The following is a 20,844-nucleotide window of genomic DNA, read 5'->3' as shown; positions in this document are numbered from 1 at the left end:
GTCCGGTTACATGGTCGGTCGCGCGGTTCGGCCGGGCTCCGGCGTGCACGGCGCGGCGGATCGGCCGGGCAGCGGCGGTAAAACCGGGGGGCCGAACGCGCGGTCCGGCTCGGATCCCGCCAACCTTCAGACGACAAAAAAGCCGGCGCCGCAACGGGGCGGCGCCGGCTTCGTCGCGCTCGCGCGCGCGGCGAGTCGCGTGCGTGACGTTACGCGAGCGCCTTCTCGACGATCTCGCGCACGTCGCGCGATTTGGCACCGGCCGCGACCTGCTCGAGCGCTTCGCGCATCCGGTCGCGCAGCGCCGGCGTAAAGCGGCGCCACAGTTCGAGCGAGCGGGCGAGGCGCGCGGCGACCTGCGGGTTGATCGCGTCGAGCGCGAGCACCTGTTCGGCCCAGAACGCGTAGCCCGAGCCGTCCGCCGCGTGGAATTGCGCCGGGTTCGCCGCGCAGAAGCTGAAGATCAGCGAGCGCGCGCGGTTCGGGTTCTTCAGGTTGAACGCGGGGTGGGCCATCAGCGTGCGGACCTTCGCGAGCGTCGGCTGGGCCGGCGTGCCGCGCTGCGCGGCCTGCATCGCGAACCATTTGTCGATCACGAGCGCTTCCTTTTCGAAGCGGCGGTAGAAGTCGTCGAGCGCGCGCGCGGCCGCGTCGTTCGCACCGGCCGCCGCGGCGGACAGCAGCGCGCCGAGCGCGGCGGCGCGATCGGTCATGTTGTTCGCCGCGTCGTACTGCGCGGTCGCGATGCGCACGGCGTCGGCCGGATCCTCGAGTTCGGCGAGATACGCGAGCGCGAGGTTCTTCAGCGCGCGGCGGCCGGAGGCTTCAGGCGTCGGCTCGTACGCGCCCGGCGTCTGGTGCTGCTCGTACGCGGCGAGCCACTCGGCGTGCAGCGCGGTCGCGAGCTGGCGGCGCACGAACTGGCGCGCGCGATGCACGGCAGCGGGATCGGCTTCCGCCATCTGGTCGGCCAGATAGGTTTCCGACGGCAGCGTCAGTGCGAGCTCGCGGAACGCGGGCGACAGGTTTTCATCGGTCAGCACGCGGCGGAACGCGGCGACGAAATTCGCGCCGAGCGTGAGCGGCTCGTTCGCGGCGGCACGCGCGGCGAGCGTCAGCAGCGCGCGTGTCGCGAGGCGCTGGCCGGCTTCCCAGCGGTTGAACGGGTCGCTGTCGTGCGCGAGCAGGAACGCGAGGTCGTCGTCGCCGTAGTCGTATTCGACGATCACCGGCGCGGAGAAATTGCGCAGCAGCGACGGCAGCGGCTCCGCCGGAACGTCGACGAACGTGAAGGTCTGCTCGGTGTCGGTGAAGTCGAGCACGCGCGTCGTGCCCGATGCGGCGGCTTCGCCGTCGAGGCGCAACGGCAGGTCGCGGCCGTCGCGGCCGATCAGGCCGATCGCGAACGGAATCAGCAGCGGCCCCTGCTGCGTCTCGCGCGCGGCCGGCGACGCGTCGCCGTAGCCCTGCGCGAGCGTGACCGTGTAGCGGCGTGCAGCCGCGTCGTACGCGGTGCGCACCGACACGCGCGGCGTGCCGGCCTGGCTGTACCAGCGCTCGAATTGCGCGAGGTCGCGCCCGTTCGCGTCGGCCATCGCGTGACGGAAGTCGTCGCACGTCACCGCTTGACCGTCGTGGCGCTGGAAGTACAGGTCCATCCCCTTGCGGAAGCCGTCGCGGCCGAACAGCGTCTGGTACATCCGCACGACTTCCGAGCCTTTCTCGTAGACGGTCATCGTGTAGAAGTTGTTGATCTCGACGTAGCTTTCCGGACGCACCGGATGCGCCATCGGGCCCGCATCCTCGGCGAACTGCAGCTGGCGCAGCACGCGCACGTCCTCGATGCGCTTGACCGCGCGGGCCGCTGACTCGACGTCGTCGCCCGCGGCCATGTCGGCCGAGAACTCCTGGTCGCGGAACACGGTCAGCCCTTCCTTCAGGCTCAGCTGGAACCAGTCGCGGCAGGTCACGCGGTTGCCGGTCCAGTTGTGGAAGTACTCGTGGCCGACCACCGATTCGATGTTCGCGAAGTCGGTGTCGGTCGCGGTCTCGGGGTTCGCCAGCACGTACTTCGTATTGAAGATGTTGAGCCCCTTGTTTTCCATCGCGCCCATGTTGAAGTCGCCGACCGCGACGATCATGAAGCGGTCGAGATCGAGCTCGAGGCCGAAGCGCTTTTCATCCCAGCGGATCGAATGGATCAGCGAATCCATCGCGTGACGGGTCTTGTCGAGATCGGCCGGTTCGACCCACACCTGCAGCAGCTTCTCCTTGCCGGAGCCGGACGTGATCTTCTCCTCGATCGCGACGAGCTTGCCCGCGACCAGCGCGAACAGGTAGCTCGGCTTGCGGAACGGATCCTCCCATTTCGCGAAGTGGCGGCCGTCGGCCAGCTCGCCCGAGTCGACGAGATTGCCGTTCGACAGCAGCACCGGGTACGCGGTCTTGTCGGCGCGCAGCGTGACGGTGTACGACGCCATCACGTCGGGGCGGTCGAGGAAGTAGGTGATGCGGCGAAAGCCTTCGGCCTCGCACTGCGTGAAGAAGTTGCCGCTCGATACGTACAGGCCGGACAGCGTCGTGTTCTGGTCCGGCGCGCACGCGCTGTCGAGCGTAAGCTCGAACGCATCGGGCACGTTTTCGACGGTCAGCCCGTGGTCGTGCGCGCGCACCGGACCATACGGCGCGCCGTCGAGCCGTGCGCCGAGGAATTCGAGCGCCTCGCCCATCAGCTCCAGATGCGGGGTGGGCGCCGCGTCCGGATTGCGGCGCACGCGCATCGTGTTCCTGACGATCGTGCGGGCCGGCGCGAGATCGAATTCGAGTGCGACGGAATCGATGAGGAAGGCCGGCGGCGTGTAGTCGGCGCGGCGGATCACGGTGGAGGAGGCGTTGTCGGACATGGTCGTCGAGATCGGTGGAGTGGGGATCGGGCCCGCAGCGCGGGCCGGCTGAACCGGGCCATTGTACAAAGGCTTGCGGCCGCGTGCCGCGCGAACTTTTTACCGGTTCCGGCAGTCCGCGTATTATCGGCATCCCGTGCGGTTCGCGCGGTGCGACGAACGGGTGACGGATCGACGAGGATCGACATGAAACACGAATGGATTCAACGCGGTGCGGGCTGGGCGGCGGCGCTGTGCGTGGCGCTGCTGACGGGCTGCACCAGCTACGTGACGACACAGGTCACGGCCTTCTCCGACTGGAGCGGCAGCGACGCGACGCGCACTTACGCCTTCACGCGCACCGACGCGCAGAAGCACAGCATCGAGCAGTCGACCTACGAGCCGATCGTCGCGAACGAACTGTCCGCGTATGCGTTCCGCCAGGTGCCGGCCGCGCAGGCACGCTATCTGGTCGGGCTGGCCTACGGGGTCGGCAGCGATCTGGTGACGGTGCCGCAGCCGGTCTACTACGACTCGTGGTTCATGGGGCCGGGGCCGTACTGGCGGGGCGGCCCGTGGGGCCCGTGGGGGCCCTGGGGGCCGATGCCGGCCGGCTACGTCGCGCAGACCTACCAGGTGTTCGACTACACGCTCGGCATCCGGATCACCGAGCGCGCGACCGGCAAGGAGGTCTATAACGTGACCGCGCGCACCACGGGGGACAACGGCGCGCTGCTGTATGCGATGCCGTTTCTCGCGCGCAGCGCGCTCGCCGATTTCCCGTTGTCGAACGGGGCGATCCGCACGGTGCGGCTGCCGGTCGACAAGCGCGGCGGGCCGGCCGCGCCGGCCACCAACGAGCGCGTGGTGCCGGCGGCGCCGGCATCGGGTGCGGCGGTCGCGAAGTAACGCGGTATCGACACCGGCGCGGCCGCCCGGCCGCGCCACTTGCCTGCGTGCGTCAGACGCCGACGCCCAGCAGCGCCAGCGCCCCCAGCACGACGAACAGCACGGCCGCGATGCCGTGCACCAGCTTGGTCGGCAGGCGGTGCGCGAAACGGTCGCCCAGCAGGATCGCGGGTACGTTCGCCAGCATCATCCCGAAGGTCGTGCCGGCCACCACGCCGATGTAATCCTGGAAGCGCGCGGCGAGCGCGACGGTCGCGATCTGCGTCTTGTCGCCCATTTCCGCGAGGAAGAACGCGACGAGCGTCGCGCCGAACACGCCGAGCCGCGAGCGGTTCGCATTGGCTTCGTCCGCATCGAGCTTGTCCGGCACGAGGATCCACAAGCCCATCGCGATGAACGAGAACGCGAGCGCCCAGCGCATGATCGACGGCGTGACGAGAATGCCGAGCCATTCGCCGAGCGCACCGGCGAAGCCGTGGTTCACGACCGTCGCAACCAGCACGCCGAGAATGATCGGCACGGGCTTGCGATAGCGCGCGGCCAGCACGAGGGACAGCAGTTGGGTCTTGTCGCCGATTTCAGCGAGGGCGACGGCGCCGGTGGAGATCAGGAATGCTTGGGACACGTATGGGGTTCCACGGGCCGATGTTGTGCGTGCGAGCGACGATCCGCCGCGCGCCGGGCCCTGATGCGGCGCGCAGTGAACCATCGGTCTCGCCAGGCCTTGGTGGCTGCGCCCGCCATGGCCGAACGGCCAAGTCTGTTGACGAACGCCTCCGTCACGATGCGCGCCGGGGGCGCGGGACATCGAGCGGAGCGGCTACTCCCCAATGAGCGGCGAATTCTAGCACGGCGCGTGCTGCCCGCGGCGAATTCGACGGCTCCGGCATGCGCCGCAGCGCATGCCGGAGCAGGGTGGGGCCCAGGTGCGCCGGTTACGCGGCGGCGCGGCGTGCGGCACCGCGCTCGTGCACGAGCCGGCCGGCCGCGTACGTGCGGTACACGGCGCGGTCGTCGCCGAGCAGCGCGAATGCGAACAGCAGTTCCTCGAGCGACTCCGCGCGCTTCGTGCGGCGTGCGAGCAGCGGCGTGGCCTGCGGGTCGAGCACGACGAAGTCGGCTTCGGTGCGCGGCGCGAGCGTGCCGACCGTGTCGGCGAGATCGAGCGCCTGCGCGGCGCCGGCCGTCGCGAGCCAGAACATCCGCGTCGCGCTCAGGTGGTGGCCCGACAGCCGCGCCACCTTGTGCGCCTCGTTCATCGTCTGCAGCATCGAGAACGACGTGCCGCCGCCGACGTCGGTGGCGAGCGTGACGGGCACGTCGTATTCGCCGGCCTTGTCGAAGTCGAACAGCCCGCTGCCGAGGAAGAAGTTCGACGTCGGGCAGTGCGCGACGACGGTGCGCGTCTCGGCCATCCGGCGACGGTCCTCGTCGTCGAGATGGATGCAGTGGCCGTACACCGCGCGCGGGCGCAGCAGCCCGTAACGATCGTAGATGTCGAGATAGCTGCGGTGGCCCGGGAACAGCTCGGCCGCCCATTTCACTTCGTCGACGTTTTCCGCGACGTGGCTCTGCACGAACACGTCCGGATGGCGGCGTGCGAGTTCGCTGCACGCCTCGAGCTGCGCCTCGGTGGATGTCGGCGCGAAGCGCGGCGTGAGCGCGTACATCTGACGGCCCTTGCCGTGCCAGCGGCCGATCAGCTCGGCGCTGTCGTCATAGCCCGATTGCGCGGTGTCGCGCAGGAACTCGGGGCAGTTGCGATCCATCAGCACCTTGCCCGCGATCATCCGCAGGTCGCGCGCGTCGCTCGCCGCGAACAGCGCGTCGGCCGACTGCTTGTGCACGGTGCAGTAGACGAGCGCGCTCGTCGTGCCGCACGCGAGCAATTCGTCGACGAAGAAGTCGGCGACTTCGCGCGCGTGTTCCGGATCGCCGAACTGGCGCTCGGTCGGGAACGTGTACTTGTCGAGCCACGGCAGCAGGCCGGGGGCCGGCGACGCGATCATGTCCGTCTGCGGATAGTGGATGTGCGTATCGATGAAGCCGGGCACGATCAGCTTGTCGCGCAGGTCGTGGACGACCGCGTCGCGCGCGAGCGTCGCGGCCAGCCGTGCATGCGGGCCGGCCGCGACGACCTTGCCGTCGTCGACGATCAGGAGGCCGTCGGTCTCGTGGTTCGCGGCCTGGCTCGACTGCGCCGGGTCGCCGTTGAAGGTCAGCAGTTGGGAACGGAAAGCGGTTTGCGTCATGACGAAGGGTCCTGCATCAAGGTAAGGCGAACAGAAGAAAACGGTCGGTGCCGCGCGGGCGACGACGCGGCGGGGGCGGCCCGGGCGTGCGCGATGCGGCGAGCCGCGCAGGCGGCGGCGCGGACTGCGATCGCGTACGCAAGCGCGGCGGCCGTCGCCGCGATGGCCGACGTACCGGCGGACAGCGCCGCCATCGCGATGGCGATCGCGATCACGGCGACCGGCTCGCCGGCGACCGGCATCGCGAGCCGCAACAGTCGTTGCACGACGCGCAGCGGCAGGCTGCGGCGCGCGACGATGCACAACACCGTCGCCACGCGTACGACGGACGCGATGCCGGCCTGCGTGCCCGGCGCACGCAGGCGGCCGGTGCGGCACGACGCCGGGCCGGTCGTCGCGAAGCGGATGTCGTTGCGGTGTTTCATCTGTCTAGCGAACCTCGATGCCGGCCGTCACGCGGCCTGCCAGTACGAATCGAGACGCGCGATCAGCGCATCGCGCTGCGCGGCGTCGACGAACGACGCCTCGAAGCCGTTGCGAATCACCGCGTGCACTTCGGCGTCCGTCAGTTGCAGCCCGTCGACCGTCGCGAAGTAGTTGTCGTTGACGTAGCCGCCGAAATAGGCCGGATCGTCGGAGTTGATCGTCACCGCGACGCCGCGATCGAGCAGCGCCTTCAGCGTGTGCTTCGCCATGTCGTCGAACACGCACAGCTTCAGGTTCGACAGCGGGCACACGGTCAGCGCCGTACGCGTGCGCGCGAGGCGTTCGACGAGCGCCGCATCCTCGATGCTGCGCACGCCGTGGTCGATCCGGTCGACCTTCAGCACGTCGAGCGCTTCGTAGATATAGGCGGGCGGGCCTTCCTCGCCCGCATGCGCGACGAGCTTCAGCCCGAGCGCGCGCGCCTTCTCGAACACGCGCGCGAACTTCGTCGGCGGATGGCCGAGTTCGGACGAGTCGAGCCCGACGCCGATCAGCCGATGGCGATAGCGTTCGAACAGCGGCAGCGCGGCGTCGAACGTCGCGAGCGCATCTTCTTCCGACAGGTGGCGCAGGAAACACAGGATCAGCTTGCTCGACAGCCCGCGCTGCTCGGCATCGGCGAGCGCGCGGTCGATGCCGGCCACCACCGTCTCGATCGGCACGCCGCGTTCGGTGTGCGTCTGCGGGTCGAAGAACAGCTCGGTGTGGACGACGTTGTCGGCGAGCGCGCGTTCGCAGTACGCGGCCGTCATGTCGTAGAAATCCTGCTCGGTCAGCAGCACGCTCGCGCCGGCGTAATAGATGTCGAGGAACGACTGCAGGTCGGTGAACGCGTATGCGGCACGCAGTGCGTCGATCGATTCGTACGCGAGCTTCACGCCGTTGCGCTGCGCGAGCGCGAAAATCAGTTCGGGCTCGAGCGAGCCTTCGATATGGATGTGCAGCTCCGCTTTCGGAGCGCGGGCGATCTTGTCCTTGAATGTCGGGGTCATGGCGTTGTTCTTGGTCGGTCAGAATGTTGGGGAAGCCTGCACGGGTGCGTTCGCCTCGACGGCCTGCAGCAACTGCGCGGCCACCGAGATCGCGATCACTTCGGGTGCCTTGTCGATGATGCCTTCGACGCCGATCGGGCAGCGCATCCGCGCGACCTGGGCCGGGTCGATGCCGATCGCCGCCAGCCGATGATCGAACTGCGCGCGCTTGGTGTGCGAGCCGGTCATCCCGAAGTATGCATAGTCGCCGCGCCGCAGGATGCGCTCGGCCAGCATGAAATCGAGTGCGTGGTCGTGCGTCATCACGACGAAGTACGCGTGCGGCGGCGCCGTGTCGACGGCATCGGCCGGGCTGGCAAGCGCGTCGATCGCGAGGTTGCCGATCCCGGCGAGTGCCTCGGCCTGCGGGAACACCGCATCGGGGCCGTCGATCCAGCGCACGTGGCACGGCAGCGTCGCCAGCACCTTCACGAGCGCGGTGCCGATGTGCCCGGCGCCGAACAGCACGACGGGGAACGCATATGGCGCGATCGTTTCGGTCATCAACGCTGCACCGCCGGTTTCCCACAGCAGGCAATCGGCACGCGCGGCCGGCGATTCGGGCTCGCTCAGCAGCGGCGCGCCCGGCGAGGGGCCGAATGATACGCTACGCACGGTCGCGGCGCCGGCCGCGACGCGCTTCGCGAGCGACATGATCCAGCCGAGGTCGCCGACGTCGAGCCGCTCGAACGCGAGCACGACCGCGCCGCCGCAGCACTGGCCGAGGCTCGGGCCGAGCGCGAGCCGTTCGAGCCGGCGCGCGTGGGGCACGTGCGCGCCGTCCTTCAGCAGGTGCCGCGCGATCTCGATCGCCTTCCATTCCAGATGACCGCCGCCGATCGTATGGCGGGCCGTGTCGCGCGTGACGAGCATCTTGGTGCCGGCCTCGCGCGGCGCGGAGCCGTCGGTATGCGCGACCGTCACGAGCACGGCCGCTTCGCCGTGTGCGAGCAGTTGCTGCAGATCGCCGAGCCAGGCTTCCATCAGCACGCTCCGTTCCGGACGATTCGGCGCGACGCGCGGCGCGGGCTGGCGGGCGCGGCGGCAACGAGGACGGACGGGAGCGAGGCGGGCCGGCCGCACGACGGGTTCAGTGCGGTGGCCGTGCGCCGAAGGCGCGCGCGAACGACGCCGCGCAACGTGCGGACGCCATGAGGGTGACGGATGCGGATGGTTTGCGTTGTCATGATGAATCCAGTCGACATTGCGGATCGGGCGCGCGTTACGCAGGAGGTGAGACCGCCTGGCCTCGCGCACGTAGATCGCCATCCAGTCGCGAAGATAGCACCGCAAGGCGGCGGGAACATTGCCGGGCGGTGATCCGGGCTATCAGACGGCGATCATGTCGATCATAGGCCCGCCGCGCGGGATCCGGGCGCCGACGCGCGGGTGTCGGGCCGAAACGCATGCGTGGCGGGGCGTGCGCGCGGATGTCGCGCGACGCGCGTTGGCCCGGGAATCGGGACGGCGGCGGGGATAGGTGTTTACGCGCGGCCGGCAGGGTGCGGCCGCATCGGGGTCGCGCCGGTGTCGTCGGCCGAGCCGGACGAAGCGGCCACGCGGCCTCGACCGGTCGGCCGGTTCGCGCGGCGCGGCCGGTCAGCCCGCCAGCTTGCGGCGACGGCGCCAGAGGCTCGAGGCGACGGCAATCAGGATCACGGCGAAGCCGATCAGCGCCCAGCCGGGCAGCAGGATCCCGAAGATCGGCGGGTAGACCGTCTCGCACAGGCCGGCAACCTTGAACATGCCGGGGAACCACTGGGCGGGCGGCAGGCTGTCGACGATCGGCTGCAGCGTATCGAAGCCGCAGCTGAAGCCCGGATTCATCTGGATCGACAGATGCCGCGCGGCGGTGCCGACGCCGCCGGCCGCGGCGATCGCGATCAGCAGCTCGAGCACCCAGATGCCGCGCCAGTTGCGCATCCCCGCGGCCAGGAACGCGAAGATCCCGATCGCCGCGAAGAAGTAGCGCTGGATGATGCACAGCGGGCACGGATCTTCGTTCTTCACGTACTGCAGATACAGCGCGCCGGCCAGCAGGGCGATGCACACCCAGCCGAGCAGCATCAGCAGGCGGCGTTCACGGCGGAGTGCGAGCGTGGAGTCGTTCATGTCGGCGGGATTCCTGTCGTTGGTCGGTCCGATAAACAATCGCGCGATTTTAGCGCGAACGATCTGGCACGAAACTGACAGCGCGCGTGCGGCACCCGGCCGCCGTCGCTTCGTCCGGTCCATAGCCCGCCGTCATGCCGCGCGGGCGGTCACCGGATCGTGTTCAGCACGGCCTCGACCGCCTGGCCGATCGCGAGCAGCGCGTCGTCGCGATGCGGCGCGGCCGCGAGCATCAGGCCGACCGGCGCCGCGTCGCGCGGATGGCACGGCAGCGACAGCGCGCATGCGTCGAGGAAGTTGAAGGCGCTCGGATTGCGCAGGATCAGCGCATTGGTGCGCGTGAACGCGGCGTCGTCCGCTTCGAGTTCGGCGATGCGCGGCGGCACGACCGGCACCGTCGGCGCGACGAGTGCGTCGAAGCGCGACCAGACGGTGTGTGCCGCTTCTTCCAGCATCGCGTGGCGGGCGGCGAGCAGGTCGAGATAGTCGGCCGCGCTCGCCGGCTCGCCCTTCAGGATGCGCGACAGCACGCGCGGGTCGTATTGGTCGCGGTGCTGCGCGAGCAGCGGGCGATGCCACGCGTACGCCTCGATCGGCGAGAAGCCGAAGCGGTTGATGTCCGGCAGCCGGTCGAGCGCGGAAAAGCGCACTTCAGTGACGATCGCGCCCGCGGCTTCGAGGTGCTTCAGCGATGCGTCGAGCGCGGCGGCGACGTCGGCGTCGACGCCGTCGGTCACGTAATTGGTCAGCACGCCGAGCCGCACGCCTTCGAGCGGCCGCGCGGCCGGCACGTGCGGTTCGAGGCCCGCGAGCATCCGGTCGACGAGTGCGCAGCAGGCAACCGTCAGGCCGATCGGGCCGAACGAGTCGAGCGTGGTCGACAGCGGCACGCCGCCTTGCGTCGGGATCCGGCTCGCGGTCGGCTTGAAGCCGGTCAGCCCGCACAGGGCGGCCGGAATGCGGATCGAGCCGCCGGTGTCGGTGCCGAGCGCAACGGCGGCCATCCCGTCGGCGACGGACGCGGCCGCGCCCGACGACGAGCCGCCGGAAATCCGTGCATCGCCCGGCACGTCGCGGTGGTACGGCGAGCGCGGATTGCCGAAGTGCGGATTCAGCCCGAGCCCCGAGAACGCGAACTCGCTCATGTTGGTGCGGCCGACCAGCACCGCGCCCGCGCGCTTGAGCCGTGCGACGGCGACCGCGTCGGCCTTGGCGGGCGGCGCCCCGTCGAGCACGCGCGAACCGGCGCGCGTCACCTGGCCCGCGACGTCGAACAGATCCTTCACCGATACGGGGATGCCCGCGAGCGGCGACAGCACGGTGCCCGCGGCACGCAGGCGGTCGTGCGCGTCGGCGGCCGCGCGCGCGTTGTCGGCGTCGACTTCGGTGAAGACGGCGGCACCCTGGCCGGCCGGATCGGCGATCCGGTCGAGCGCGACGTCGACGAGCGCGCGGCTCGTGGTCCGGCCGGCGGCGAGGTCGGCGGCGAGCTGGGCGAGCGGAGGGAAGGGCGTGAAGGTGGTCATGGGCGGCTCAGGGGCGAAGGTGTTGGACAAGGGTGGCGCGAAACGAATCGATGTGGCGTTCGACGGCCGTGCGTGCGCCGGCGGCGTCGCGCGCGGACAGCCGCTCGAACAGTTCGCGGTGTTCGTGCTGGACGTCGGACAGGTGATGCGGCTCGGACAGCGTGACGAACCAGAAGCGCAGCGAGCGTTCGTGCAGCGCGCGCAGGATTTCCGCGAGCACCGTGTTGCGTGCCGCCGCGGCGATCGTCTGATGAAACGCGCGGTCGAGCTCCATCATGCCCTCGACGTCGTGCGAGTCGACGCAGGCCTGGCCGTCGTCGAGCAGCGCGGCCATGCGCGCGAGATCGTCGGGCGTTGCGTGGCGGGCGGCGAGTTCGACGCAATGCGCTTCGTTGATGCGGCGCACGTCGATCACCGCGGCGATGTCGTCGAGCGACAGCGGTTGCACCATCAGCCCCTTGCGCGGCATCACGGACAGCAGCCCTTCGAGCACCAGCCGGTGGACGGCCTGATGGACGGGCGTGCGGCCGATGCCGGTGCGGGCCACGAGGTCGGCTTCGTTGAGCGCGGCGCCCGGCTTCAGGCGCATCGTGATGATGTCGCGCTGGATCAGCGCGTACGCGCGGTCGGCGAGGCTGACCGCCGATGCGGCGGGCCGGTCGTGGAGGGCGTCGGTCAGGGCGTTCATGCAGGCGGGGGCGCGGTGGCCGGACAGCGCGCGGTCATGGCGCGGGCGATCGGGCAACGTGGACGATCCGTGAATATTATTGTGATATATCACTGATGTCCAGTTTGCCCGGACGACCTTCGATACCATCGAATGGAGGCCGGTGGCACGTCCGGCGGGGGATGCGACGACTTGCAACAATTTCGACAGGATGTTGCAGGTTTACCGCGCGATCGTGCACTGAAGCATAATGAATCCTCGTCAATCCAATACGCGCGAGCGACGTACCAGACCATCGTCATGAGCGAAAACACGCCTTCCCCGGCCGGTCTGCCCGGCACTTCTTCCGCTTCCACCGATTCCCCCCGTTCCGGTCCGGCGCCCACGCCGGAGGCGCCCGCCACGCAGGCTGCCGCTGCGCAGGTCGCCGCGGCGAATGGCGCAGCGCCGGTCGCGGCGGCGTCCGAGCCGGGCGCCGCGGGCACGACGGCCGCTGCCGAAGGCAGTGCAGCGCCGCCGAAACCCGGTGCAGCGCCGCCCGGTTTCGGCGCGCAGCCGGATTTCGACACGCCGCGCCCGCCGCCCGCGAGCGCGCAGAACGTGCCGCCGGCTTATCTGAAGCAAAGCGACACGCCGTGGTCGGTATTCGGCCGGATCATCGCGGCGCGCGCACGCCGGATGTTCGATCGCGCCGGCCAGCGGATCACGCAGCGCACGCTGCGCATCGGCGTGTCGGCGCGGATCTTCCATCCGGAGCCCGGCGCGAAGGGGCTGCGCGGCAAGACGCTGCAGTATCTCGAGGAATCGATCGCGCACTGGGTGATGTCGCGCGACGTGCTCGTGTTCATGATCCCGACCGTCGGTCACCAGGGCATGCTGCATCCGAGCAACATCCGCCTGCGCGACTACGCGAAGCATCTCGACGGCCTGCTGCTGCAAGGCGGCGCCGACGTGTCGCCGCAAACCTACGCGGCGTCGGACGCGCGCCCCGAATGGCCGGGCGATCGCGTGCGCGACATGTACGAGCTCGAGCTGTTTCACGAGTTCGTCGAGTCCGGCAAGCCGGTGCTCGGCGTGTGCCGCGGCTGCCAGTTGATCAACGTCGCGTTCGGCGGGTCGCTGTACCAGGACATCGCGACCGACGTACCGACCGCGAACGCGCACGTGAGCGAGCATTACGACCAGCATCGCCACGCGATCCGCTTCCCGGACTCGTCGACGCTGGCGAGCATGTTTCCCGGGCGCAGCGAAGCGATCGTGAACTCGATCCACCATCAGGCGATCCGCGATCTCGGCCGCGATCTGAACATCGAGGCCGTGTCGGCCGGCGACGGGATCATCGAAGGCATTCGCTACCGGCGCGCGCCGTTCGTCGTCGGCGTGCAATGGCACCCGGAGTTTCATCGCGCGGGCGGCGCCGAACTGCTCGACTGCACGCCGCTGCTCGATGCATTCCTGCGCGCGGCACGCGAAACGCGCCTGTAGCCGGCGTTTGCAGTACCGAGCAGGAAGGCCGGCCGCATCCCGGTAAATTCGAGATGCGGCCGTTTCGTTTTGAACGATAATCGCGACTCCCGATTCGTTCGCCGGAGTCTGACGTTGGCCTTCCGAGATTTTTCCCCTGCACGGTGCGCAACGTGGATCGTTGCGCTGGCCGCCTGCGTGCACGCGGGCGCGGCGTGGTCCGTCGACGCGACCGCGCCGGTCGCGGGCTCGCGCCCCGCGGTGACGAGCCTGCGCGGCGATGCCGCGCAGGCAGCTTCTCCTTCCGACGCGTCCGCCGCCTCCGCGACGGATGCGACCGCGCAAGGCAACGTCGCCGAGCTCACGCAGATGCTGCACGACGGGCGAATCGTCGAGATGCGCACCACCTACAACGGCAGCTACGGCGCGAGCCTGATGTTCGATCCGCGCGAGATGACGTATTACGTCGCGCTGTTCCAGGACAAGCATCTGTGGCGCGTGGTCAAGTCGCAGGAGAAGACCCGCGCGGAAATGGTGTACGCGAACTTCGTCCAGCAGACGACGCAACTCGCGGACGTCGAAATCCGCCGCACCGAACTGCAGGCGCAGAAGGCGTTCCTCGAACGCGTGATCGCGCTGCAGGCGAATCGTGCGCAGCAACTGCAGGCCGACCTGAGCGTCGCGCGCAGCCAGCAGGCCGAGGTCGCCCAGCGGCAGAAGTCGGCGCATGAACAGGCGCAGGCGCTGCAGGTCGAGAAGCGGGCGGCGCAGCTGCAGTTGCGCGACCTGCAGGAGCAGGTACGGCAACTCGAGCGGCAGGCCGAAACGGGGTTGCCCGCGCACAAGTGACGAGCGGCCGGCCCGACGGACCGGTCGACGAACGAAAACCCGGCGCAGCGTGCTTCGCCGGGTTTTTTATTGCCCGCGCGTCAGCGGGTGAGCGTGGTGGGTGTGTCGGTCAGGCGGCGGTGCGACAGGTGCGTCGTCCAGTCGAAGTCTGCGGCGGGCGCGTCGGCCGCCCATGCCGGGCGATCGGCGCGCAGCGCGTTCGCCATCGCGATCAGCGTGAGTGGATCGTCGAGCGAAGCGTGCTGGTCGTGCCGGGTGTCCGGAACCGGCAGTGAACCGGCGCGACCGGGCGTTGGCATGCGCGAGGCGACGTGCGTGATCCACGGGCGGCCGGCGAGTTGCGGCGCGGAAGTCGGGTGGACTTGCGCGGCTGTCGCGTGCGTGCCGTTCGGTCGATTCGGCGACGGTGCCGCCGCGGTGGCGGTGCGTCGTACGTCCGGCGCGGCGTTGGCGTCGGCGAGTCGCGGCGACGGCGCGAGCGCAGCGTCGCGTGCGGGCTGCGACGATGTGATAGGTGTACTGGCAACGGCCCGCGCCGAGTGGTGCCGTGCCGGCGTGATGGCCGTGGCGGGCTCGGCCCCGGCGTTCCGCACTCGACCCGTGAATTCCGTCGCGTGCTCCGGCACGGCGCTGGCGATATGCATTACCGGCGAACGCGCGACATCCGGAAACGGTTCGTGGGCGACGATCAGCCCGCCGATGATCGCGAGTGCGCCGATGCTCCAGCAGGCGGCATGCCGTGCCCGCCGGTCGTGTGCTGGATTGACGGCACGTGCGATGTGCCGATGCCGACCGGCGGCGCCGGCCGCCACGGCCGGTACGCCCGCTGACGACGGCTGTACGGCGGCCAGCGGTTGCCAGCGGCAGGTGCGATGCGGCGCGCCGACGTCGATGCACGAAGTCGTCAACGTTGCCACGCAGCGGATGTCGGAGCGGCTGCCGGACGCGGCGCCGAACCGCCATTCGCGGCCGAACGGCGGCACGCCGTCGAGCGGCGCGACGCGAGGGCGGGCGATCGAGCCTTCGACGGAAACGAGGGGCGATGGAATCATGAGGGCGGTACGCGGTGCGACGCGGGCCGAGAGGCCGGCAGCAGCGCGGAGTGCGTCGCAAATCGTGACATTGTGGTCAGGCGATCGCGATCGGTCGATCGGATCAATCTGATTTTGATGCGCCTTTCGCGGCGATTCGTACGAGCCGGACGCGGCGTCCGCAACGCCGGCCCGGTACAAGGCAATTGTCGGCTTCGCGTGTCATCATTCGCCAACCATGCCGGCATGCGCATCGTTGCGCGCGGCGCCGCCGGCTGGCAGCGATGCCCGTGCGCGCCGGCCCGGCGCGACGCATCGTCGGATCCCCACGGCGCGCAGGTCGCGCCTTCCGAGCCGAGAGAACGCCATGTCCACAGCCACACACGCCGTCGCGCAGGAATCGAAATTCCGTACCGTGTTCCGGGTCGTCAGCGGCAACTTTCTGGAAATGTACGACTTCATGGTCTACGGGTATTACGCGTCGGCCATCGCGAAAACGTACTTTCCGAGCGGCAACGCGTTCGCGTCGCTGATGCTGTCGCTGTCGGTGTTCGGCGCGGGCTTCCTGATGCGCCCGGTCGGCGCGATCGTGCTCGGCGCGTACATCGACCATCACGGCCGCCGCAAGGGGCTGATCCTGACCCTCGGGCTGATGGCGCTCGGCACGCTCACGGTGGCCTCGATACCGGGTTACGCGACGATCGGCGTGCTCGCGCCGGTGCTCGTGCTGCTCGGCCGGCTGCTGCAGGGCTTTTCCGCGGGCGTCGAGCTCGGCGGCGTGTCCGTCTACCTGTCGGAGATCGCGACGAAGGGGCACAAGGGGTTCTATACGTCGTGGCAATCGGGCAGCCAGCAGGTGGCGGTCGTGTTCGCCGCGTTCGTCGGCGTGCTGCTGAACCGCGCGTTGCCGGCCGAGGACATGACCGCGTGGGGCTGGCGCATTCCGTTCCTGATCGGCTGCCTGATCGTTCCGTTCCTGTTCCTGATCCGCCGTTCGCTGAAGGAAACCGACGAATTCCTCGCGAAGCGTCACCGTCCGACGATGGGCGAGATCATGCGCTCGATGCTCGAAAACTGGGGCGTCGTGATCGCCGGCATGGGGATGGTGATCATGACGACGGTGTCGTTCTACATGATCACCGCATACACGCCGACGTTCGGCAAGGAAGTGCTGCACCTGTCGTCGCTCGACGCACTCGTCGTGACCGTCTGCGTCGGCCTGTCCAATCTCGTCTGGCTGCCGCTGTCCGGCGCGCTGTCGGATCGCATCGGCCGCCGCCCGGTGCTGATTGCGTTCACGGTGCTCACGCTGCTGTCGGCCTATCCGGCCGTGCTGTGGCTCGTGGCGGATCCGTCGTTCCTGCGGCTGCTCGCGGTCGAGCTGTGGCTGTCGTTCCTGTACGGCTCGTACAACGGCGCGATGGTCGTCGCGCTGACCGAAGTGATGCCGGCCGATGTGCGCACGGCCGGCTTCTCGCTCGCGTACAGCCTCGCGACGACGATCGGCGGGTTCACGCCGGCGATCTCGACGTTGCTGATCCACCAGACCGGCAACAAGGCGGCACCGGGGCTGTGGCTGAGCGTCGCCGCATTCTGCGGATTGATCGCGACGCTCGTGTTGTATCGCACGCGCGAAGCGCGCAACCAGTACAAGTCGGCCTGACGCCGCCTGTATCGCATCACGTCGACTGAAAAAAGGGAGCGCGCCGCGCTCCCTTTTTTGTCTGCGCTCGGGTATTCAGGCGTCGCGCAGCGCGGCGGCGACCGCCGCCGCCACGTCGAGCCATTGTCCCGGTGCGGACTGGCGGGCGAGCCTCGCTCGCGGATACCACGGACAGTCGTCGCCGGTGAACCAGCGCCAGTCGGATGCGAACGGCAGCATGATCCACAGCGGCTTGCCGAGCGCGCCCGCGAGGTGCGCGACCGCCGTATCGATCGTGACGACGCCGTCGAGCCGTTCGATCAGCGCTGCCGTGTCGGCGAAGTCGTTCAGCCGCCCGTCGAGGCGATGCATGCGGGGATGCGCGTCGACGCGTGCCCGTTCGTCGTCGTCGAGCGCCGGCTGCAGCACGATCCAGTCGATGTCCGGCAGCGCGAGCAGCGGCGCGAGCGCGTCGAACGGCATCGAGCGGTTTTCCTGTGCCTGCCGGCGTCCCGTCCACGCAAGGCCGAACTTGCGCTTCGACTGGCCGCCCAGCGAGCCGCGAAAGCGCCGCTGCGTGCTGTCCGGCACGTCGAGGTAGCGTGTGCCCGCGACGATGTCGGCCGGCTGCAGGCCGAGCAGGAACGGCAGGCTCATCAGCGTGCATGCGATGTCCGCCGCCGGCGGCTTCGCGGCGCCCTGCGCGACGAGCGTCACGCGCCAGCGTGCCGCGGCCGGTGCGAGCAGCGCGACGAGTTCCGGCTGCACTTCGAGCACGACGCGCGCGCAGCGCGCGCGGGCGAGCGGCACGAAGCGGACGAACTGCAGCGTGTCGCCGAAGCCCTGTTCCGCGCGGATCAGCAGCGTGCGCGCGGCAATCGGCTCGCCTTGCCAGCGCGGCAGCGTGCCGAGCGGCGTCGCGCCCGGCGTGTCGTGGCGCGTTTCGTACGCGGGCAGGCCGCGGGCGAAGTCGCCCAGCGTCAGCAGCGTGACGGCGCGGTGCAGCTGCGCAAGTTTCAGGTCGGGGGCGACGCGCAGCGCCTGGTCGAACGCGCGCAGCGCCATCTCGTGCGCGCCGAGTGCGTGATGCGCGTTGCCGAGGTTCAACCACGCGAGACTGAACGACGGATCGAGACCGACCGCGCGTTCGTAGTAGGGCAGCGCTTCGCGCTGGCGTGCCTGCGCGCACAGCGCGTTCGCGAGCCCGAAGAGGGCGAGCGGAAACGGCGGGTGCAGCGCGAGCGCGGCTTCGAATGCGGCGGCGGCTTCGCCATGACGGCCGAGCGCCTCGAGCGTGTTGCCGAGATTGAAATGCGCGGCGACGAAGCGTGGCTGTGCGGCGATCGCCGCCTGGAAATGGGCGATCGCGTCGTCGGCCCGGCCCATCGCGTTCAGCGCCATCGCGAGATTGTTGTGCGCGCCGGCATGCCCGGGCCGCAGCTCGAGCGCTCGATGGAACGCGGCGAGCGCATCGTCGTGACGGCCGAGCGCATTCAGCGCGTTGCCGAGGTTGTTGTGGATCGATGCGTCGTCCGGTGTGAGCCGAAGTGCGCGGGCAAATGCGTCGACGGCATCTTCGTGGCGCTGCAGTGCCGCATAGGCGTTGCCGAGGTTGTAGTGCGCGAGCGGAAATTCGGGCGCGAGCGTCAGCGCGTTGCGAAAGCGGTCGATCGCTTCGTCGAGCCGGCCGAGCGCCTTCAGCGCGTTGCCGAGATTGAGCTGCAGCGCGGCGTCGTTCGGGCGCAACTCGACCGCACGCCCGACGAGATCGGCCGCCTCGGCATGCTGGCCCTGCTGATGCCGCAGCACGCCGAACAGATGCAGCGCGTCGGCGTCGGCGGGATGGGTGGCGAGTGCGGCGCGATAGCCGTGCTCGGCCTCGGCGAGGCGGCCCGCGCGGTGCGCGGCATACGCTCGGTCGAATGCGGATTCCATGACGCGAAAACTGACGGAAAGCGCGTATTTTCCCACACTGCGCGCGGGCACCCCAGATCGGCCGGTCGGCATATGGCCCCGTCACGCGGAGCGGCGTAGACTTGCACAATCGCGTGTCATCGAGGTTCTCATGGCTGACACACTGCTCGATATCCCGCCCGTGCTGATCGTCGGCGCAGGCCCCACCGGCCTTGCCGCAGCGATGAGTCTCGCGCGCGCCCGCGTGCCGGTGCGCATCATCGACCGGCTGGCCGTGCCCGCGCCGTATTCGCGCGCGATCGGCATCCAGGCACGCACGCTCGAACTGCTGGAGCAGCATCGCGCGGTCGAACCGTTTCTCGCGCTGGGGCATCGCGCCCATGCGGCCGCGCTGCATGCGGACGGCCGCGTGATCGCGCGGCTCGATTTCGATCCGCTGCAAACGCGTTATCCGTATCTGCTGTTTCTCGACCAGAGCATCACCGAGCGGCTGCTCGCCGAGCATCTGGCCGGGTTCGGCGTGACCGTCGAACGCGGCGTCACGCTCACCGCATGCGATGCGGGCGGACCGTCGCTCGACGTGACGATCCGCGATGCCGACGGTCGTGAACAGGCGTTCGCGCCCTCGTACCTGATCGCCGCCGACGGCGCGCACAGCACGGTGCGCCACCTGCTTGGCCTGGGCTTCGCCGGGCATGCGTTCGAGCAGACTTTCCTGCTCGCCGATTTCGCGGCGATACCCGACTGGCCGGACGAGGAGATCCATCTGTTCACGACGCCCGACGGCATCGCGGGGCTGTTTCCGATGGGCGGCGGCCGCTACCGGCTCGTTGCCGACCGGCCGCCCGGCAGCGACGCATCGCCCGACGGACCCACGCCCTCGACTCCGTCGCTCGACGAATGCGAGGCGATCGTGCGCGCGCGCGTCGGTGCGTCGATTGCGCCGAGCGATCTCGCGTGGTCGACGTATTTCCGCCTGCATAGCCGGATGGTCGAGCGACTGCGTCACGGGCGGGTATTCTTCGCGGGCGACGCCGCGCACGTTCACAGCCCGGCGGGCGCGCAGGGCATGAACACGGGCATCCAGGAAGCGTTCAATCTTGGCTGGAAGCTCGCGCGCGTGCTCGGCGCGGGCACGCCGGAGCGCCTGCTCGACACGTATCACGCCGAGCGCCACCCGATCGAGCGTGACGTATTGCGGCAGACCGGCCTCGTCACGCAGATCGTCGAAGCCGACCACGGCGCGATGAAGCTGCTGCGCGATCACGTCGTGCCGCTGCTGGCGTCGTTCGGGCCGGTGCGCGACGCGGTGCGCCGCACCGTCAGCGAGCTCGGCGTGCAATACCGGAAAAGCCCGCTCACGCTCGAACGCGTGCTCGACGGCGGGCCGCGCGCAGGCGAGCGCGCGCCCGACGCGCTCGTGCACGTGGTCGACGGGCCGCTCGGCCGGGCGCCCGGAACCGCGCGGCTATACGACCTGCACGACCCGGCGAGCTTTACGCTGCTGCTGCTCGAGGAACCGGCAGGTGCCGACGCCGGCGAGACGGGCGACGTGCCGCCGATGCCCGCGGATGCGCAGGCGCTTGTGCAGGGCCTGGAGCGGATCATGCCGGGCGCCGTGCGAACATGGCGCGTCGCCGATGCCGAAAGCGACGGCACGGATGGGCTTGCGCAGGTATACGGCCGCTCGAGGCCGTCGTTCTACCTGCTGCGGCCCGACGGCTACATCGCGGTGCGCGGCCGTACCGCCACCGACGCGAACGCGCTGCTGCGCCACTGCGAAAGCTGGTTCGCGGGCATGTCGGTGCCTGCGTAGCGGGGCGCTCAGGCGGAGGCCGCGGCCGGTACGAGCGATGCGCGGTGCGCGGCGATCGCGTCGCGCACGATCGGCGCCGCGCGTTGTCCGGCCTCACTCGACGGATCGTCGAGCGCCGCGAGCAATGCACGACGCATCCGCGGTTCCCAGAAGCGCCGGATATGCTCGGCGATCCCGCTCAGCGCTTCTTCGCGATCGGGCATCGATTCGAAGAACGCGCCGATCTGGTTGGCCATGTCGACCAGGTGTCCGTTGTCCATCGC

The 20,844-nt window shown here is 69.7% G+C and carries 17 protein-coding genes and 1 riboswitch; of the genes, 5 read left to right on the top strand and 12 right to left on the bottom strand.

Going from position 1 to position 20,844, the window contains the following annotated elements; all coding sequences use genetic code 11:
• Window positions 1–209: 209 nt before the first annotated feature.
• Window positions 210–2,903: an aminopeptidase N gene (gene pepN, locus U4Z31_RS12915; protein ID WP_321798288.1), complete on the bottom strand. Its 2,694-nt coding sequence runs from the start codon at window positions 2,901–2,903 to the stop codon at window positions 210–212.
• A 186-nt stretch (window positions 2,904–3,089) separates the two neighbouring features.
• On the opposite strand from pepN, the gene U4Z31_RS12910 reads away from it, so the two are divergent.
• Window positions 3,090–3,791 carry a DUF4136 domain-containing protein gene (locus U4Z31_RS12910; RefSeq protein WP_321810522.1) on the top strand — a complete coding sequence of 234 codons (702 nt, stop codon included), beginning with the start codon at window positions 3,090–3,092 and terminating at the stop codon, window positions 3,789–3,791.
• Between the two features lie 52 nt (window positions 3,792–3,843).
• Here U4Z31_RS12910 and U4Z31_RS12905 read toward each other — a convergent pair whose 3' ends face one another.
• The 8 genes from U4Z31_RS12905 to U4Z31_RS12870 all read right to left on the bottom strand — a co-directional run bounded on the left by U4Z31_RS12905 (window position 3,844) and on the right by U4Z31_RS12870 (window position 11,886).
• Window positions 3,844–4,416, bottom strand: coding sequence for a TMEM165/GDT1 family protein (locus U4Z31_RS12905; protein WP_044848551.1), 573 nt, complete (start codon window positions 4,414–4,416; stop codon window positions 3,844–3,846).
• 78 nt (window positions 4,417–4,494) lie between these two features.
• Window positions 4,495–4,632: riboswitch (yybP-ykoY riboswitch) on the bottom strand.
• A 94-nt stretch (window positions 4,633–4,726) separates the two neighbouring features.
• Window positions 4,727–6,043: a guanine deaminase gene (gene guaD, locus U4Z31_RS12900; RefSeq protein WP_044848552.1), complete on the bottom strand. Its 1,317-nt coding sequence runs from the start codon at window positions 6,041–6,043 to the stop codon at window positions 4,727–4,729.
• Complete coding sequence (locus tag U4Z31_RS12895; RefSeq protein WP_321810521.1) at window positions 6,040–6,468, bottom strand: hypothetical protein; 429 nt, start codon at window positions 6,466–6,468, stop codon at window positions 6,040–6,042. The genes guaD and U4Z31_RS12895 overlap by 4 nt, the downstream gene beginning before the upstream one ends.
• Before the next feature lie 27 nt (window positions 6,469–6,495).
• Window positions 6,496–7,521: an adenosine deaminase gene (locus U4Z31_RS12890; RefSeq protein ID WP_257768027.1), complete on the bottom strand. Its 1,026-nt coding sequence runs from the start codon at window positions 7,519–7,521 to the stop codon at window positions 6,496–6,498.
• Between the two features lie 18 nt (window positions 7,522–7,539).
• Entirely contained in the window at window positions 7,540–8,544 is a 1,005-nt protein-coding gene (gene xdhC / locus U4Z31_RS12885) for a xanthine dehydrogenase accessory protein XdhC (RefSeq protein WP_321810520.1), read from the bottom strand.
• Between the two features lie 615 nt (window positions 8,545–9,159).
• Window positions 9,160–9,672 carry a disulfide bond formation protein B gene (locus tag U4Z31_RS12880; protein ID WP_321810519.1) on the bottom strand — a complete coding sequence of 171 codons (513 nt, stop codon included), beginning with the start codon at window positions 9,670–9,672 and terminating at the stop codon, window positions 9,160–9,162.
• A 149-nt stretch (window positions 9,673–9,821) separates the two neighbouring features.
• Window positions 9,822–11,198 carry an amidase gene (locus tag U4Z31_RS12875; RefSeq protein ID WP_321810518.1) on the bottom strand — a complete coding sequence of 459 codons (1,377 nt, stop codon included), beginning with the start codon at window positions 11,196–11,198 and terminating at the stop codon, window positions 9,822–9,824.
• Between the two features lie 7 nt (window positions 11,199–11,205).
• Window positions 11,206–11,886: a GntR family transcriptional regulator gene (locus U4Z31_RS12870; RefSeq protein WP_044849232.1), complete on the bottom strand. Its 681-nt coding sequence runs from the start codon at window positions 11,884–11,886 to the stop codon at window positions 11,206–11,208.
• A gap of 279 nt (window positions 11,887–12,165) precedes the next feature.
• Between U4Z31_RS12870 and U4Z31_RS12865 the strand changes: the two genes are divergently transcribed.
• Both U4Z31_RS12865 and U4Z31_RS12860 read left to right on the top strand, forming a co-directional pair.
• Window positions 12,166–13,350, top strand: a complete 1,185-nt coding sequence (locus U4Z31_RS12865) for a gamma-glutamyl-gamma-aminobutyrate hydrolase family protein (RefSeq protein ID WP_044849226.1) — start codon at window positions 12,166–12,168, stop codon at window positions 13,348–13,350.
• A gap of 114 nt (window positions 13,351–13,464) precedes the next feature.
• The gene (locus tag U4Z31_RS12860) at window positions 13,465–14,178 is read left to right on the top strand and encodes a DUF2968 domain-containing protein (protein WP_044849225.1); all 714 of its coding nucleotides are present in this window, start codon (window positions 13,465–13,467) and stop codon (window positions 14,176–14,178) included.
• A gap of 80 nt (window positions 14,179–14,258) precedes the next feature.
• On the opposite strand, the gene U4Z31_RS12855 is transcribed toward U4Z31_RS12860, so the two are convergent.
• Complete coding sequence (locus U4Z31_RS12855) at window positions 14,259–15,410, bottom strand: hypothetical protein (RefSeq protein WP_321810517.1); 1,152 nt, start codon at window positions 15,408–15,410, stop codon at window positions 14,259–14,261.
• 166 nt (window positions 15,411–15,576) lie between these two features.
• Between U4Z31_RS12855 and U4Z31_RS12850 the strand changes: the two genes are divergently transcribed.
• On the top strand, window positions 15,577–16,872 hold the full coding sequence (locus U4Z31_RS12850) for an MFS transporter (RefSeq protein WP_124487816.1): 1,296 nt from the start codon (window positions 15,577–15,579) through the stop codon (window positions 16,870–16,872).
• A gap of 75 nt (window positions 16,873–16,947) precedes the next feature.
• Here U4Z31_RS12850 and U4Z31_RS12845 read toward each other — a convergent pair whose 3' ends face one another.
• Window positions 16,948–18,786, bottom strand: coding sequence for a tetratricopeptide repeat protein (locus U4Z31_RS12845; RefSeq protein ID WP_409364200.1), 1,839 nt, complete (start codon window positions 18,784–18,786; stop codon window positions 16,948–16,950).
• 130 nt (window positions 18,787–18,916) lie between these two features.
• On the opposite strand from U4Z31_RS12845, the gene U4Z31_RS12840 reads away from it, so the two are divergent.
• Window positions 18,917–20,581, top strand: a complete 1,665-nt coding sequence (locus U4Z31_RS12840) for an FAD-dependent monooxygenase (RefSeq protein WP_321810543.1) — start codon at window positions 18,917–18,919, stop codon at window positions 20,579–20,581.
• An 8-nt stretch (window positions 20,582–20,589) separates the two neighbouring features.
• Here U4Z31_RS12840 and U4Z31_RS12835 read toward each other — a convergent pair whose 3' ends face one another.
• Window positions 20,590–20,841 (bottom strand): formate dehydrogenase subunit delta, encoded by a 252-nt coding sequence (locus U4Z31_RS12835; protein WP_124487818.1) that lies wholly within the window; start codon window positions 20,839–20,841, stop codon window positions 20,590–20,592.
• Window positions 20,842–20,844 lie beyond the last annotated feature (3 nt).

Origin of the sequence: Burkholderia sp. BCC1985 (genome assembly GCF_905339915.1) — a bacterium.
Taxonomy (GTDB): Bacteria; Pseudomonadota; Gammaproteobacteria; order Burkholderiales; family Burkholderiaceae; genus Burkholderia.
The sequence above is the reverse complement of the archived record's forward strand: the minus strand, read 5'-3'. Positions and strand labels throughout refer to the sequence as shown.